The organism is Streptomyces sp. NPDC050619 (assembly GCF_040654815.1).
Taxonomy (GTDB): Bacteria; Actinomycetota; Actinomycetes; order Streptomycetales; family Streptomycetaceae; genus Streptomyces.
Genome location: NZ_JBFAIR010000025.1, coordinates 75,527 through 88,132, shown reverse-complemented (window position 1 = coordinate 88,132; position 12,606 = coordinate 75,527). Strand labels below are relative to the sequence as shown.

Sequence of the window (12,606 nt, the reverse complement as noted above, 5' to 3'; positions counted from 1 at the left end):
ATTGCTGGTTACCGATAGTTCGTTAAATCCGGCAGTCGCGGGTGGGCGCCGCGTTCACCGCGGTAGGTGCTGTGGGCGTGCTGGGTGTGCAGCGTGTCGGTGAGGTCGATGCTGCCCAACAGGTGCTGGAACGCAGGGATTTCATTGCCCTCGTCGGCGATCTGGCGCTGGGCGAGGACCTGGCCGCAGTGGTCCATGCCGGTCAGCGGGTCAGCGGGTCAGCGGGTCAGCGGGTCAGCAGGTCGACGGGGAAGCCGAGGGCCCGGCAGGCCCACACCGATGCGTCACTGATCCACTCTGTTGTCGCGGTGAGCGAGCGGGCGCCAGCCAGGACACTCGCCGCGGCCGCGGGCACCAGCGCGGACAACGGGTAACGACGTCCGCGACAACCTCGCGGATCGGGCACCAGGCCAAGGGATTCCGACAGGCACAGCGTGTCCGTCAGCGGGGTCGGCGCGACGGCCCGGGCCGGCACGGCATTCCCGGCCGACCCTGATCTTGCACGACACCCTGCCGCGGACACGGCCTTGGCGGCCCGTCTCAGGTGGGACGAACGGCCGGTTCTTCGGAGCACGGGCAGGGGTACGGTTCCGGAAGACAGTTCTGACGCGCCGTCAGCCGTACATATCCTTCCGCCACCTGACCGAGCCAGGTCAGTTCGTCCGCCACCTCACTACTCGGCTGACGTGACCCCCGGCCGGCCGTGCCCCCGGAGGGCTGGACGCCTTCTTTCTTGCGCCGTACCGCCAAGGCTATGACGGCCGCCTCCACCAGGGGACCCTCCGCAGCGGTTCCGCGCACCAGGCCCGTCTCCCACAGGAAGCGCCGCAACCGCTCCTCGCAGCCGTCGCAGACGTAGGGGCGCAGCAGTCGCTGTCCGTCCCTGATCTCGATGATCATCCGATACAGCCGAGTCCGGAGGTTGCCCCAGAACCGGGCCACGCGCGGCGAGAGCGGCCTGAACAGGGTCACACCCGGGGCGGCTTCGCACAGGACGGACCAGAGCGGGTGAAGCGTGCCATAGAGGCGGAACTGTTCGCGGCGGACGACGAAAAAGGCGCCCCAGCCCGGCAGGGTGTACCCGAGGACAAGTACCAGCGAGCCGAGGCTGGCCGCGATCGGACTCCACTCCACTGCGGCCCGGTCCCAATCGGTCACGCCGAACCAACGCCCCGTGATCCCGATCGCTTTCCCCAGGATGAAACCTAGGACGAAAACCGATCCGACCGCGGTCATCCGTAACGACTGAGCCAGCCATGACCGTTCGACGGCGCGCGAGGAGGGCCAGGTGAACCGCGCGGTGTTCGCGAGGCTCACGCCATAGGTCACAAGGAAGACCATGAGGTAGGCAGCGGCCGTGGGGGTGGTGGCGAAGTGCACCTCGAAGTCGACCGGGTGGGCGCCGGGCAGCGGCGCTGCGAAGAAGAGCACGCTCATGGTGGCGATGGCCAGCAGGTAGAACCCGACCACTCGCGGGAGGCGGCGTCTGGACTCCGCAGGCGATTGGAACCAGCCGAGCACCATCACATGAGCCGACAGCGCGGCCAGGACGATGGAGGAATGGCCGAGCAGCGTGGCGAGGTTGGGTATGCCTGTCAGCTCGCCGATCCAGACGTTCACCAGCGGCACCAGGAACAGATAGGCGATGCCGTTGAAGAGCCGGGTGCCGCACAGGGCCCAGAGTTCGAGGTTGCCCGCATCGCGTCGGAGGTCGAACCACTTGTAGCCGAAGGCGCTCAGCGTGATGACACAGGACACGGTGTGCGTGTAGTTGAAGACGTGCTCGACGGAGGCGGTCACCTCCAGTGGTCACCTCCGTGCTGCAGTGAGCGTCCGAGTCGGCCCACTATTAGGCGGCATACTCCTCGGGCTCACTGTAGTGGGTGCCCCCTGTATGTGTCCGATGATCATAGGAACAAGGTCGTCCGCAGTCGACGGAGGCGGTGGTGACCAGGAGGCGGCCGACCGGTTCATCGCTTCCCTTCCCCACTACGCTGTCCAGCGCCTTCGTCAGCGGGCGGGGATACCCGCGGATGCGGATGCCGTTCGGTGCAGAAATCCGCGGGCGAACGATACAGAGACCTGAGAGCGTTGCCTTCTATACGGCGAGGTCCATGTTCTGGGCGTACAGGGCGGCCTGCGTCCGGCCGGCGGCTCCTATCTTCAGATAGATGCCGCTGAGATGGTTCTTCACGGTTTTTTCGGAGATTTCCAGGCGACGGGCGATCAGCCGGTTCGTGAATCCTCGTGCAACCAGTCGCAGAACGCCTACCTCACGAGCCGTGAGCGAAGGGGTGGCGGATCTTTCCGGGTCGCGGGGTTCGGTGAGCCCCATGCGCTGGGCGAATAAGGCGGCCTGCGTTCGGTCTGCCGCACCGATCTTGAGATAGACACTGCTGAGGTGATTCCTCACGGTCTTCTCTGAAATTTCCAGGCGGCGGGCGATCAAGCGGTTGGGTAACCCTTGAGCTAACAGCCGCAGTACGGCCGTCTCTCGGCAAGTTAAATCTAATAAGGCAGGGTCTGCTTCCATGTGACGCCTCCTCCGTGCCGGTTCAGATGGGCATGAGAAAACAGACACTCAGCGAGTACGACGCACGGAGTAGAACTTCAGCGCGCGAAGACATGAGCATCGAATGCCATGTGCGTGATTCCTTGAAAATGCACCCGCAAACCGGTCGGACCGCAGGTTTCCGTATTTTCTAGGTGGCAAATGCGGGCATGAATGTTGAGGGTGCAGATGGTGCGCAGTAACCTCTGTCCGAGATGCTTGAAGAGGTCGGCATCAGCACCTCATTAATACTACGTAGCCGACGCCACTCCGTCAACAGGTGTGGTCTCCGCGGGACTTGATTGCGTCTCCAGTTGTCAGCCAGGAAGCCAGAGGAGTAAGGATAAATGCCGACACATCCGTCTAAAATGCTACCTCAGCGACTGAACAGCCTGTTCGAGACCATGCATCCACACGGCCGCGGCCCGTTCAGCAACGAGGAAGTGGCCCGCGCCATACGGGACCAGGGTGGCGACATCTCCAAGCAGTACATCGCCTACCTCCGGAAGGGCGAGCGGGGGAATCCGCGGATCCACCATCTCGACGCGCTCGCCAGATTTTTCGGGGTACCGGTCTCGTACTTCTTCGACGAGGACCCCGCGACCCTCACCGGACGGAGCCCGGATGCCTGGCACGCCACGGGCCCGACCGGGCCCGACCCGAAGTCGCCGGAACGGGCCGGCGTCACCAGCGTCGCCATGCGCGCGGTCGGTCTGTCGCCGAAGGGGATGGAATTCGCCAAGGCCCTTCTCGACCAAATCCGCGCGATGGAGGGGCTCAGCCCGGGAGCGGACAGGACCGCGGTGGCCCGCGAGCTTTCGGTCAACGAATCCACAGGGTGACAGAAGAGTTCCGGAACTGCGGGAGCCGGACGCCGAATTACCGCCGGGCAAACATCTCGCATCGACCGAATACGCCTTCCGGGACATCTACCTCATTGTCGCGCCGATCCCCAACCGGCATGCTCACGGAAGTAGTTGCAGTGGGTCGGCAGTGCTGCCACACTGACACTCTCATGTCCGGAGCTCAGCTGGAGGAGTGAAGTTGTCAGAGATCCATGTCCCCGACAAGCACACTGCCACGATCGAATGGCAGGACCAGGGGCCACTTTTCGCCACCCAGGCCGAGGCGACCGGCTTGTCCTATCTTCGCGGATTGATCTCTGGGGAAATCGTGTCACCGCCCGTCGCGCAGGCCCTCGATATCAGAGTCGTCAAAGCGGATCCCGGTGTGGTGCAGTTCACAATGCCGGTGAAAACTTACTTCACTAACCACCTCGGCTTCCTCGCCGGCGGTATCTTATCGACGATCATCGACTCGGCTCTCGGATGCGCGGTCCTCGCCCTGATCCCCGGGGACAAGGACATCGTCACCCTCGACCTCAACGTGGACTTCCTGCGTCCCATCCAAGAGGCCCCGGGCCTGATCACGGTCGACGCCGAGGTGGTCCACCTGGGACGCAACCGAGGTCTGGCGACCTGCCGGGCGATCGGCCCGGACGGCAAGCTGCACGCCGTGGGCAAGAGCAGCTGCCTGATCCGCGACAAGGCCCCCGTGGGGCAGCCCAACGGGCCGGCCACAGGACCCGAGGCACGACGATGACCCCGACGCCTCCGCCCCCGGGCCACCGCACGACGCCGCCCGCCCTCACCGTTGGCCAGGTCATGCGCGAGCAGCGCTTGATCACCACCGACGACATCACCGCCTTCGCCAATCTGGCGGAGGACCTCGGTCGGCACCATCTGCCCGACGAAGGCCGAGCGATGGCACACGGACTGCTCACCGCCTCGCTCGCCACGAAGATCGGTGGCCAGCTCGACTTCATCGCCCGCCGGATGGTCTGGGAGTTCCTCCAGCCGGTCTGGGCGGGCGACACCATCACCGCCGAGGTGACCGTGCGCGCACTGGGCGAGGCCAAGTCGGGCACCCGGACCGAGTTGGACATCGAGATTCACAACCAGAACGGGGAGACGGTGCTACGCGGCGAGTGCTCCGGCGTCATCCGCCGCTGACCCGGCCCACGGCTCGGGGCCCAATTCCCCGCCAGTCGCGGCCGGCTGGCGTTCCCCGGGCGAGTAGTCGAGAGCCCGGTAGTAATCGAGCAGTACGGGCATCCCGAGGGCGTCGGCCCGGCCGCTCCGCGACTCGCGAGCTACCGCGGCCGCCACCTCCACCGGGTGCGTCCGGGCCCGCTCGACCGCGTCCAAGAGGACGGCCCGCACCTCGCGCACCACGTCCGGATGGGCCTGCTCGCCCTCACGGCGCACCGCCCAGACGGCGAAGACCAGGGGCAGACCCGTCCAGCTCCGCCACATCGCACCGGTGTCATGGACGGTGAGGCCGCGCGGCACGTCCGCCGCAGGCGCAGGGTGTCGTCGCCGATGACCACGGCGGCCCGGGCCGCCCTCAGCATTCCGTCCACGTCCGGCGCAGGGTGCGGTCCACGGGGCGCACACCGACCGCATCCTCCAGCAGCATCCTGCAGGGCGGTGCTGCGACTGGCCGCGGAGAGCGCGACCACGCATCTGTCCAGGTCTTCGAGCGGGTCACGCGAGATGTCACCGAGGCGTGGGCAAGGTCTTCAGCCGCCGGATCTCCTTGCGGTGGGGTGGTCGACTTTGACCTGGGCGATGCAGTGGGCGCCGCGCGTCGGCGCTGATCAGGGTGTCGGTGAGGTCGATGCTGCCCAACAGGGCCTGGTGTCCGCGGCGTCCCGGAAATGGCGTGAATTCGCCACCGTGCACGGGCATCCTTTCGCGCCACGTAACTTTCAGAGGACTTTCGGTGGGACGTCAACCGAGTTCTGCGCACATCGGTCTAGGACGAATAGCCTAGTGGCCGACCCCTTGACGCGTGCCCCGGCCACCCACAAGCTCGTGAACAGCCGTAGTCGCCCCGGGAAGAGCGTCCTTGCGGCGGAAGAGGTGCCCCACGGTGCTTTCGTCCGGCCTCGTCAGGGACGGAATTTCCGCTGCGGTGAACCGAGGGCCTGTCGTCGGCGTCGATCCCGACAAGGAGAATCGAAGACGTGTACGTTCCCGCGCATTATCAAGGAAGTCCCGCCGCCGCGGTGACCCTTGTCCGGGCCAGCCCGCTGGCCACGCTCCTTTCCAGCGCGGACCCTGTGCCGTACGCCACCCATCTCCCGGCCGTCATTCCCGAAGCGACCGCAGACGCCCTGCGTAGCGGCCCCGTCGACCTCAGCGGACACCGACTCGCCGGGCACATGAACCGGGCCAACCCGCACTGGCGGCACATCGCCGAAGGGGAGACGCCGGCGCTGCTGATCTTCCGTGGGCCGAACGGCTACGTCTCGCCCAAGGTATACGACTATTCGCCTGCCGCGCCCACCTGGAATTTCACAGCGGTTCATGTCCGGGGAACTCTGCGGCCCCTGCCTGCCGGCGAAGCCACGCGCGCCGTTATCCGTCGTACGGTGCAGGAGCTGGAGGGTAATTTCGGCTTCGGCTGGGATATGACGGATTCCCTCGAATACTTCGACCGGATCATTTCCGGAGTCGGTGCCTTCGAGGTGGAAGTGGAGCAAGTGGACGGCATGTTCAAACTCAGCCAGGAGCAGAGCGACGGCGTGCGATCCAAGGTGACCCGACATTTCTCGGAATGCCCACACATGGGGTACCGGGATCTGGCGCACGCGATGGAACAGTTCGGAAAGGTCGACAACCAGAATTTGGGAGAGGCGTTATGACGGCAGAGTACGACGTCGCCGTGGTTGGGCTCGGCGCGCTGGGCAGCGCGGCCTGCCACTCGCTCGCCGCCGCCGGGCTGCGGGTACTGGGCGTCGAGCGGTACGGGCCGGCCCATGATCTCGGGGCCAGCCACGGTGAGTCGCGAGGCGTCTGGCAGGCGTACTTCATGGGCCCGCGCTATCTACCGCTGTTGCAACGCGCTTACACCCTCTGGTCGGAGTTGGAAGAGAAGAGTGGTGAGCGCCTGTTCCACCGGACCGGCGGGGTCTGCCTCGGCCCCGCCGACGGCGAGCTGCTGCCGGCCGCCCGGGCCAGCGCCGAGCAGTTCGGCCTTGAGCACGAATACCTCGACGCAGACGAAATACACGAGCGGTTCCCGCAGTTCACGCCGGCCGCCGACTGCGCGGCGATCTACGACCCCGGCTCCGGCTACGTACAGCCTGAGCAGACCGTGCGGGTCCAGCTCCAGCTCGCCGAGAAGCACAGTGCCGACCTGCGATACCACGAGTCCGTCGTGGAGATCGTGGAGGGTGCCCGCGGGGTCAGGCTCCGCACCGACCGCGGTGTCTACGACGCCGACCGCGTCGTGGTCGCCTCCGGCTGCTGGGCCCCCGCCCTCCTGCCCGATCTGGCGCCGGTGCAGGTGCTGCGCAAGGTCATGCTTTGGTTCGAACCCGAGGGCGGGGCACAGGACTTCCAGCCCGAACGCTTTCCCTACTGGATATGGGAGGGCGACGGCATGATCGGCTACGGGCACCCCGCCGCGAGCGGTTTGTACGGTGGGGTCAAGGCCGGCGTCCACAGCGGCGGCACCCCGACCGACCCGGACACTGTCGACCGCTTCGTGGCCCAGGGGGAGGTCGCCGAGATCCAGGAGTTCTTGCGCCACCGGATCCCGCGGCTGGGCGGCGGCCGGTACCGCAAGAGCGCCGTGTGCCTCTACGACAACACCCCCGACCTAGGATTTCTCATCGGGCAAGCGTCCGAGAAGGGGAACGTTCTGGTGGCCGGCGGCACCTCCGGCCACGCCTTCAAGTTCGCGCCGGCGATCGGGGAGGCCGTCGCCGAACTGGTGCAGTACGGCCGGGCCACCCACGACATTTCGGCCTTCGACCCGGCCCGGTTCGGCAGCTCCAGCCCGCAACGGTGAACGGCGCGTCGGTGATCGGAGTGACGCAGGACACGGAGCACCGCGCAGCGGTGGAACGGGCTGCGGCCCGGTGGGCAGCTGTGGACAGGGCGGCCGTGGAACGGGCCGTCGGATCCGCTCTTGCGGAGGACGAGGCCACCGAGGACATCACCACCCGGTGGAGCGTGCCGGAAAGGCTGAGGGCCCAGGCCGAGATCGTCACCCGGCAGCCGGGGGTGGTGGCGGGTTTGGCGGTGGTCGAGGCGGTGTTCGAACGCGTCGACCCCGAGGTGGAGGTAAAGGCGCAAGTGGCGGACGGTGCCGCGGTGGCTCCCGGCGAGGTGCTGCTGACCCTCCACGGCAGCGCGCGGAGCCTGATCACCGGCGAGCGCACGGCCCTGAACTTCCTGCAACGCCTCTCCGGCATTGCCACGTCGACCCGGCGCTACGTCGAGGAGGTGCGAGGCCTGCCGGTGCGCATACTCGACACCCGCAAGACCGCCCCGGGCCTGCGCGCCCTGGACAAGTACGCGGTGACGGCGGGAGGCGGGCACAACCATCGCCAGCACCTCTCAGCGATGGTGCTGCTCAAGGAGAACCACATCGCTGCGGCCGGCGGGGTGAGCGCCGCGGTCGCCGCCGTACGTGAGGGGATGGCGGCGGCGGGCCGGGAGGTGCCTGTCGAGGTGGAGGTGGAGACGGTCGAGGAGGCCGAGGAGGCGCTTCGCTGCCGCGCCTCCTGGATCATGCTGGACAACATGGCACCACGGTGGATGGAGCGGGTCGTCGCGGCGCGGGCGGCGACCGCCGGTGCCGCCGGCGTGCTGCTCGAAGCCTCCGGCACCGTCTCCCTGGACCGGGTGCGGACCGTCGCCGAGACGGGCGTCGACCTCATCTCGGTCGGCACGCTCACCCACAGCGCCCCGGCCCTCGACGTCAGCATGCTGCTGACGACCTGAAGGGGTCCTCATGGAGACGGCGACACAGAGGCACGCGGCAGCACCCCGACGAGCGGCGGCACAAGTGGAGGCACAGCGCATGGAGACCGAGATCCTCGACGTGCTGGGAGTGGGGTTCGGCCCGTCCGCCCTCGCCCTGGCGATCGCCGTGCAGGAACACAACGAGGAGAGCGCCGACCCGCCGGTCACCGCGCGGTTCCTGGAGCGCAAGCCGGCCTTCGGCTGGCACCGCGGCATGCTCATCGAGGGTGCCACCATGCAGGTCGCCTTCCTCAAGGACCTTGCGACGCCGCGCAACCCGGTGAGCCGGTTCGGCTTCGTGCCCTATCTGCACGACCAGGGCCGGCTGATCGACTTCATCAACCACAAGTGTTTCTACCCGTCCCGGGTGGAGTTCCACGACTACCTCACCTGGTGCGCGCGTCGACTGGAGCACCTGGTCGACTACGGCCACGAGGTGGTCACGGCCCGGCCGGTCACCGAGGGCGGGGTCGTCACCCATGTCGAGGTCGTCGCCCGTGACCTCACCAGCGGCGCGCAGGTCGTGCACCGGGCACGCAACATCGTCGTCGCGCCCGGTCTGGAGCCCCGGATGCCGGACGGGTTGCCCCACGGCGCCAGGGTGCGGCACAGCTCGACCACCCTGGACGACCTGCGTGGCCTCGGCGCCGATGGGTTTCGGCGGTTCGTCGTGCTGGGCGCTGGACAGAGCGCCGCCGAGGTGGTCGACCATCTGCACCGCAGCTATCCGGCGGCCGAGGTGCACGCGGTGTTCTCCCGGTTCGGCTACAGCCAGGCCGACGACAGTCCATTCGCCAACCGGATCTTCGACCCGGCGACCGTGGACGCCTTCCACCAGGCTCCGCAGACAGTCCGGGACACGCTCCTCGACTACCACGCCAACACCAACTATTCGGTCGTCGACGTCGACCTCATAGAGGAGCTGTACAGGCGTACGTATGACGAGCGCCTCACCGGCAGGGCGCGGCTGCACTTCCACAACGTGTCGGCGGTGGACTCCGTGGCCGAGACCACCGATGGCGTCGACGTGACTGTCCGGCATCTGCCCACGGGGCGCACCACCACGCTCCGGGCCCATCTGCTGATTTGCGCCACCGGCTACCGTCCGGCCGACCCGTTCGCTCTGCTCGGTCAGGTCGGCGCTGCCCTGCACCGTGACGAGGCGGGGCTGCCCCGGGTCGAACGCGACTATCGGGTCGCCGCCGACGCCCGCGTGGAGGCCGGGGTCTATCTGTGCGGGGCCACAGAGCACTCGCACGGCATCACCTCGTCGCTGCTGTCCAACACGGCCGTACGGGCCGGGGAGATCCTCGGCTCCGTGCTGGCCCGCAGGAACGGCGGTCACAGTCGGGTACACGCTGAAGTGAGGGGGGTCGCGGGAGCAGGCCAGGCATCGATGGGCGCGGGGTAGCGTCCTGGGGCAGGAACTGATGGTCACGGTCTACCGACCGGAAACTCTCAGGATGTGCTGGACGCGGGTGCGGGCCAGGCCGCGGTAGCGGGAGCCTCGCAGGCCGTGCCCTCGGACGTTCTGCGCGAGGGTGGCCTCGATGCCGGCGCGGATGGCGTATCGGCGCTGCCGCTGCTCGGTCTGCCGGTCGAGCCGGTCCAGGCCTGGCTGCTGTGGTCGGCGGCGATCGGGCCGAGCTGAGTGATGCCGTGTACCCTTCGTGCCCGCTCGAGGCGGGCCGGGGATGCGCAGTGACCAGCGGGTGAAGGGCCGGCCGAGCTTGGCAGGGCGGGTGGTGGCCGTCTGGAGGACGAAGTCCTCGTCGTCACGGTTGAGTAGGCGGGGACGGCCTCCCGCCCACCGAGGGTCCAGACAGGCCAGCCCGGCTCCGGGGCGAAGCGCGCCAGGAAGAACGGCTGATCGCAGCCATGCTCACTGAGGTCACCGACCAGGACGTCTCCCTGCTGCAACGATCAGTTACGCGTGCTGGCGCCTTCCGGCGAGCGGGTCATGGGTTCGACCGGCTCCGGCTCGGTGCGCCGGCTGGGGGGACGGTCGGTTCGGCCTCGGGCGAGCGTTGGCGGGTCAGGACAAGGCTGGTCATCGTCGTGATCGCCATCGCGGCGATGCCGACCAACGCTGCCGTGGTGTAGGCGCTGTCGTTCGGGAAGATATGGCCGATGTCGGTGCCGGCGTCGAGGACCAGGCCACCGATGGCACTGCCGAGCGAGTACCCGACGCTGCGCACGACGTAGTTGAAGCTCATGGCACTGGACGTCTCGCTTTTGGGGGTGGCGGCCAGGATGACGCCGGGCATAGCGGCCGAGAAGCTGCCAACACCGAAGCCCAGCACACTCATTGCTACGAACAGCTCGGCCAGGTTCGACCGGGCCGCGGCAAAGAGGACGAACCCGCCACCGATAACGACAGCGCTGCCGGCCAAGAGCCAGGAGGCGTCGATCCGTTCGAGCAGCCGAGGCGTGAGCTTGCCGGCAACGAATCCCAGCACCGAGAACGGGATGAGGACCAGCCCGGCGACGAAGGTGGTGAGCCCGTAGCCGTAGCCGGCGCTGTGCGGCGTCTGCGCGTACCGGGTGATGAGCGTGAGCAGGATGTACATGCCGATCGCACCGACGAACATGGCGACATTCGCTCCGGCAACCGCCGGGTGCCGTAACGCCCGGAGATCGACCAGGGGCGTCTTACCGCGCAGCCCGGAGACGGCCCAGACGCAGAGCAAGAGCACGGCAACGATGGCGAGGACCACCGCCACGGTGAGGTGATGGCTCCACAGGCTCCTCTGGCCGGCAAGGAACAGGACGAGGAACAGTCCACTCGCCAAGAGGAGCGCGCCCGTTATGTCCACGTGGGCGGAGCGGCCTTCGGGGGCTCTGGGCATGGAGAGCCAGGCGGCCAGGAAGGCAATAGTGGTGACGAACAGACCGAGGCCATAGGCGGCGCGCACCCCGCCGAACTCGGCGAGCAGGCCGGCGAGGGGGTAGCCGACACCGACCCCGATGATGGAGACCACCGAGATCAGGGCGATGGTGGCCGCGCTGCGTTCCTCGGGGAGATGGTCGCGGGCCACGCCCATCATCAGCGCCGTCAGACCGAGCCCGACGCCCTGTGCGGCCCTACCGACGAGCAGCCACGCGAACGGCAGCGGTAGCACGGTGAGCGCACTGCCGGCGACGACGACCGCCAGCGTGACGAGAATCGTGGCTCGTCGGTGTGGGCCGGCTCCGAGCCTGCCGAGGACGGGCGTAGCGACCGCGCCGCTCAGCAGCGCGATGGTCAGCGTCCACTGCGCGCTGTCGAGTGAGACGTGGAACGTGGTCGCCACGCTGGTGATGAGCGGCGCCCCGAGGCTGGCGACTGCCGCCACGACCAGAGCGATGAACATCAGGGAGGGGACCAGCAGTTGCGCCTTGGAGTGCTCCCGGGTAGTGCTCATCGGCTGGTCCCGGTCGTGATGTGGTCGAACAGCAGCATTCCGAAGGCCAGGAACGGCACCCTCACCTGCCGGGGAGCCGGACGCGGCAGGGCCGTTAACGCAGGTTGGGTGGTCATGTACAGGATCATATTTCCCGGAGCAAGCCGCCATCCAATCCAGGAATCGGACTGCTCTTGATAGCCCTAGGCTATCAACTGTGGAAATACAGCAGCTCGTTGCTTCGTAGCCGTTGCGGTGGTGAGGCACGTCACACGTGCGGCGTCGGTTCTGGGGGGCAGGTCCGCGATGAACTGCCCGGCCCGGTCGCGGACCAGGTACCGGAAGTCCGCTGCGCGAGCGCGCCGAACTCGCCGGCGATGTCCTCACCGGCAGGCCGAAGGGCATGTGGCCGACCTGCTTCGCCACCAACACCACCGGTACCCCGATCGCAGTCCTGGAGCTGCGGCACCGCAGGCGCGCTCGCGCCGAGGGCCGCATGCGCGCCGCCCGCGACACCGGCCTGCGCAACCTGCCTCGCCCCGACGGCGTCCAGAACCAGATCTGGCTCGAGATCGTCCAGCTCGCCCTCGACCTGCTCGCCTGGATGCCGATGCTCGCCCTGACCGGCGACACCCGCCGCTGGGAACCCAAACGCCTCCACCCGGCCCGCAACCACAGGCCGCCGCCGCTTCCTGTGCCTGGCCCGCCACTGTCCCTGGATCCACCTGATCATCAGTGCCCTCGAACGGCTCCAGGCCTACCGAACCCTGGCTGAACAGCCACAACGCCCCACCCCGACGAGCACTCGCCTACCACCGGAGCCGTGGAACCCTGCGCCCACCCGACGCGACTG

Annotated in this window: 14 protein-coding genes and 2 pseudogenes; 8 read left to right on the top strand and 8 right to left on the bottom strand. The window is 67.8% G+C overall.

Annotation, left to right across the window (positions count from 1 at the left end):
• Window positions 1-8: 8 nt before the first annotated feature.
• From AB0I77_RS34265 to AB0I77_RS34250, 4 genes are all read right to left on the bottom strand, one after another.
• On the bottom strand, window positions 9-197 hold the full coding sequence (locus tag AB0I77_RS34265; protein ID WP_363286660.1) for a hypothetical protein: 189 nt from the start codon (window positions 195-197) through the stop codon (window positions 9-11).
• A 29-nt stretch (window positions 198-226) separates the two neighbouring features.
• On the bottom strand, window positions 227-475 hold the full coding sequence (locus AB0I77_RS34260) for a transposase family protein (protein WP_363286659.1): 249 nt from the start codon (window positions 473-475) through the stop codon (window positions 227-229).
• Between the two features lie 65 nt (window positions 476-540).
• Complete coding sequence (locus AB0I77_RS34255; protein WP_363286658.1) at window positions 541-1,800, bottom strand: MAB_1171c family putative transporter; 1,260 nt, start codon at window positions 1,798-1,800, stop codon at window positions 541-543.
• A gap of 298 nt (window positions 1,801-2,098) precedes the next feature.
• Window positions 2,099-2,533: a response regulator transcription factor gene (locus AB0I77_RS34250; RefSeq protein WP_363286657.1), complete on the bottom strand. Its 435-nt coding sequence runs from the start codon at window positions 2,531-2,533 to the stop codon at window positions 2,099-2,101.
• Between the two features lie 365 nt (window positions 2,534-2,898).
• Between AB0I77_RS34250 and AB0I77_RS34245 the strand changes: the two genes are divergently transcribed.
• The 3 genes from AB0I77_RS34245 (at window position 2,899) to AB0I77_RS34235 (ending at window position 4,563) form a co-directional block, all read left to right on the top strand.
• Complete coding sequence (locus AB0I77_RS34245; RefSeq protein ID WP_363286656.1) at window positions 2,899-3,393, top strand: helix-turn-helix transcriptional regulator; 495 nt, start codon at window positions 2,899-2,901, stop codon at window positions 3,391-3,393.
• A gap of 202 nt (window positions 3,394-3,595) precedes the next feature.
• The gene (locus AB0I77_RS34240) at window positions 3,596-4,153 is read left to right on the top strand and encodes a PaaI family thioesterase (RefSeq protein ID WP_363286655.1); all 558 of its coding nucleotides are present in this window, start codon (window positions 3,596-3,598) and stop codon (window positions 4,151-4,153) included.
• The gene (locus AB0I77_RS34235) at window positions 4,150-4,563 is read left to right on the top strand and encodes a hypothetical protein (RefSeq protein WP_363286654.1); all 414 of its coding nucleotides are present in this window, start codon (window positions 4,150-4,152) and stop codon (window positions 4,561-4,563) included. The genes AB0I77_RS34240 and AB0I77_RS34235 overlap by 4 nt, the downstream gene beginning before the upstream one ends.
• Here the strand turns inward: AB0I77_RS34235 and AB0I77_RS34230 are convergent.
• Window positions 4,528-4,866 (bottom strand): MqnA/MqnD/SBP family protein, encoded by a 339-nt coding sequence (locus AB0I77_RS34230; protein ID WP_363286653.1) that lies wholly within the window; start codon window positions 4,864-4,866, stop codon window positions 4,528-4,530. The two genes, AB0I77_RS34235 and AB0I77_RS34230, sit on opposite strands and share 36 nt — an antisense overlap.
• 713 nt (window positions 4,867-5,579) lie before the next feature.
• Here AB0I77_RS34230 and AB0I77_RS34225 point away from each other — a divergent pair.
• From AB0I77_RS34225 to AB0I77_RS34210, 4 genes are all read left to right on the top strand, one after another.
• Window positions 5,580-6,260, top strand: a complete 681-nt coding sequence (locus AB0I77_RS34225; protein WP_363286652.1) for an FMN-binding negative transcriptional regulator — start codon at window positions 5,580-5,582, stop codon at window positions 6,258-6,260.
• Entirely contained in the window at window positions 6,257-7,411 is a 1,155-nt protein-coding gene (gene solA / locus AB0I77_RS34220; RefSeq protein ID WP_363286651.1) for an N-methyl-L-tryptophan oxidase, read from the top strand. Before AB0I77_RS34225 ends, solA begins: the two co-directional genes overlap by 4 nt.
• A 20-nt stretch (window positions 7,412-7,431) precedes the next feature.
• Complete coding sequence (gene nadC / locus AB0I77_RS34215) at window positions 7,432-8,349, top strand: carboxylating nicotinate-nucleotide diphosphorylase (protein ID WP_363286650.1); 918 nt, start codon at window positions 7,432-7,434, stop codon at window positions 8,347-8,349.
• A gap of 79 nt (window positions 8,350-8,428) precedes the next feature.
• Window positions 8,429-9,781, top strand: coding sequence for a SidA/IucD/PvdA family monooxygenase (locus tag AB0I77_RS34210; protein WP_363286649.1), 1,353 nt, complete (start codon window positions 8,429-8,431; stop codon window positions 9,779-9,781).
• Window positions 9,782-9,811: 30 nt separating this feature from the next.
• Here the strand turns inward: AB0I77_RS34210 and AB0I77_RS34205 are convergent, their stop codons facing one another.
• The 3 genes and pseudogenes from AB0I77_RS34205 to AB0I77_RS34195 all read right to left on the bottom strand — a co-directional run bounded on the left by AB0I77_RS34205 (window position 9,812) and on the right by AB0I77_RS34195 (window position 11,774).
• Window positions 9,812-9,982: a transposase gene (locus tag AB0I77_RS34205; RefSeq protein ID WP_363286710.1), complete on the bottom strand. Its 171-nt coding sequence runs from the start codon at window positions 9,980-9,982 to the stop codon at window positions 9,812-9,814.
• 84 nt (window positions 9,983-10,066) lie between these two features.
• A pseudogene (locus tag AB0I77_RS34200) lies at window positions 10,067-10,204 on the bottom strand (helix-turn-helix domain-containing protein); the annotation flags it as partial.
• A gap of 124 nt (window positions 10,205-10,328) precedes the next feature.
• Window positions 10,329-11,774 carry an MFS transporter gene (locus tag AB0I77_RS34195; RefSeq protein WP_363286648.1) on the bottom strand — a complete coding sequence of 482 codons (1,446 nt, stop codon included), beginning with the start codon at window positions 11,772-11,774 and terminating at the stop codon, window positions 10,329-10,331.
• 379 nt (window positions 11,775-12,153) lie between these two features.
• Between AB0I77_RS34195 and AB0I77_RS34190 the strand changes: the two are divergent.
• Window positions 12,154-12,528: pseudogene (locus AB0I77_RS34190) on the top strand (transposase); the annotation flags it as partial.
• Window positions 12,529-12,606 lie beyond the last annotated feature (78 nt).

Excerpts from the sequence above, each read along its gene's own strand:
- AB0I77_RS34265 (WP_363286660.1), bottom strand. The coding sequence starts at position 197 with ATGGACCACTGCGGCCAGGTCCTCGCCCAGCGCCAGATCGCCGACGAG.
- AB0I77_RS34250 (WP_363286657.1), bottom strand. The coding sequence starts at position 2,533 with ATGGAAGCAGACCCTGCCTTATTAGATTTAACTTGCCGAGAGACGGCC.
- AB0I77_RS34245 (WP_363286656.1), top strand. The coding sequence starts at position 2,899 with ATGCCGACACATCCGTCTAAAATGCTACCTCAGCGACTGAACAGCCTG.
- AB0I77_RS34235 (WP_363286654.1), top strand. The coding sequence starts at position 4,150 with ATGACCCCGACGCCTCCGCCCCCGGGCCACCGCACGACGCCGCCCGCC.
- AB0I77_RS34230 (WP_363286653.1), bottom strand. The coding sequence starts at position 4,866 with ATGTGGCGGAGCTGGACGGGTCTGCCCCTGGTCTTCGCCGTCTGGGCG.
- solA (WP_363286651.1), top strand. The coding sequence starts at position 6,257 with ATGACGGCAGAGTACGACGTCGCCGTGGTTGGGCTCGGCGCGCTGGGC.
- AB0I77_RS34210 (WP_363286649.1), top strand. The coding sequence starts at position 8,429 with ATGGAGACCGAGATCCTCGACGTGCTGGGAGTGGGGTTCGGCCCGTCC.
- AB0I77_RS34195 (WP_363286648.1), bottom strand. The coding sequence starts at position 11,774 with ATGAGCACTACCCGGGAGCACTCCAAGGCGCAACTGCTGGTCCCCTCC.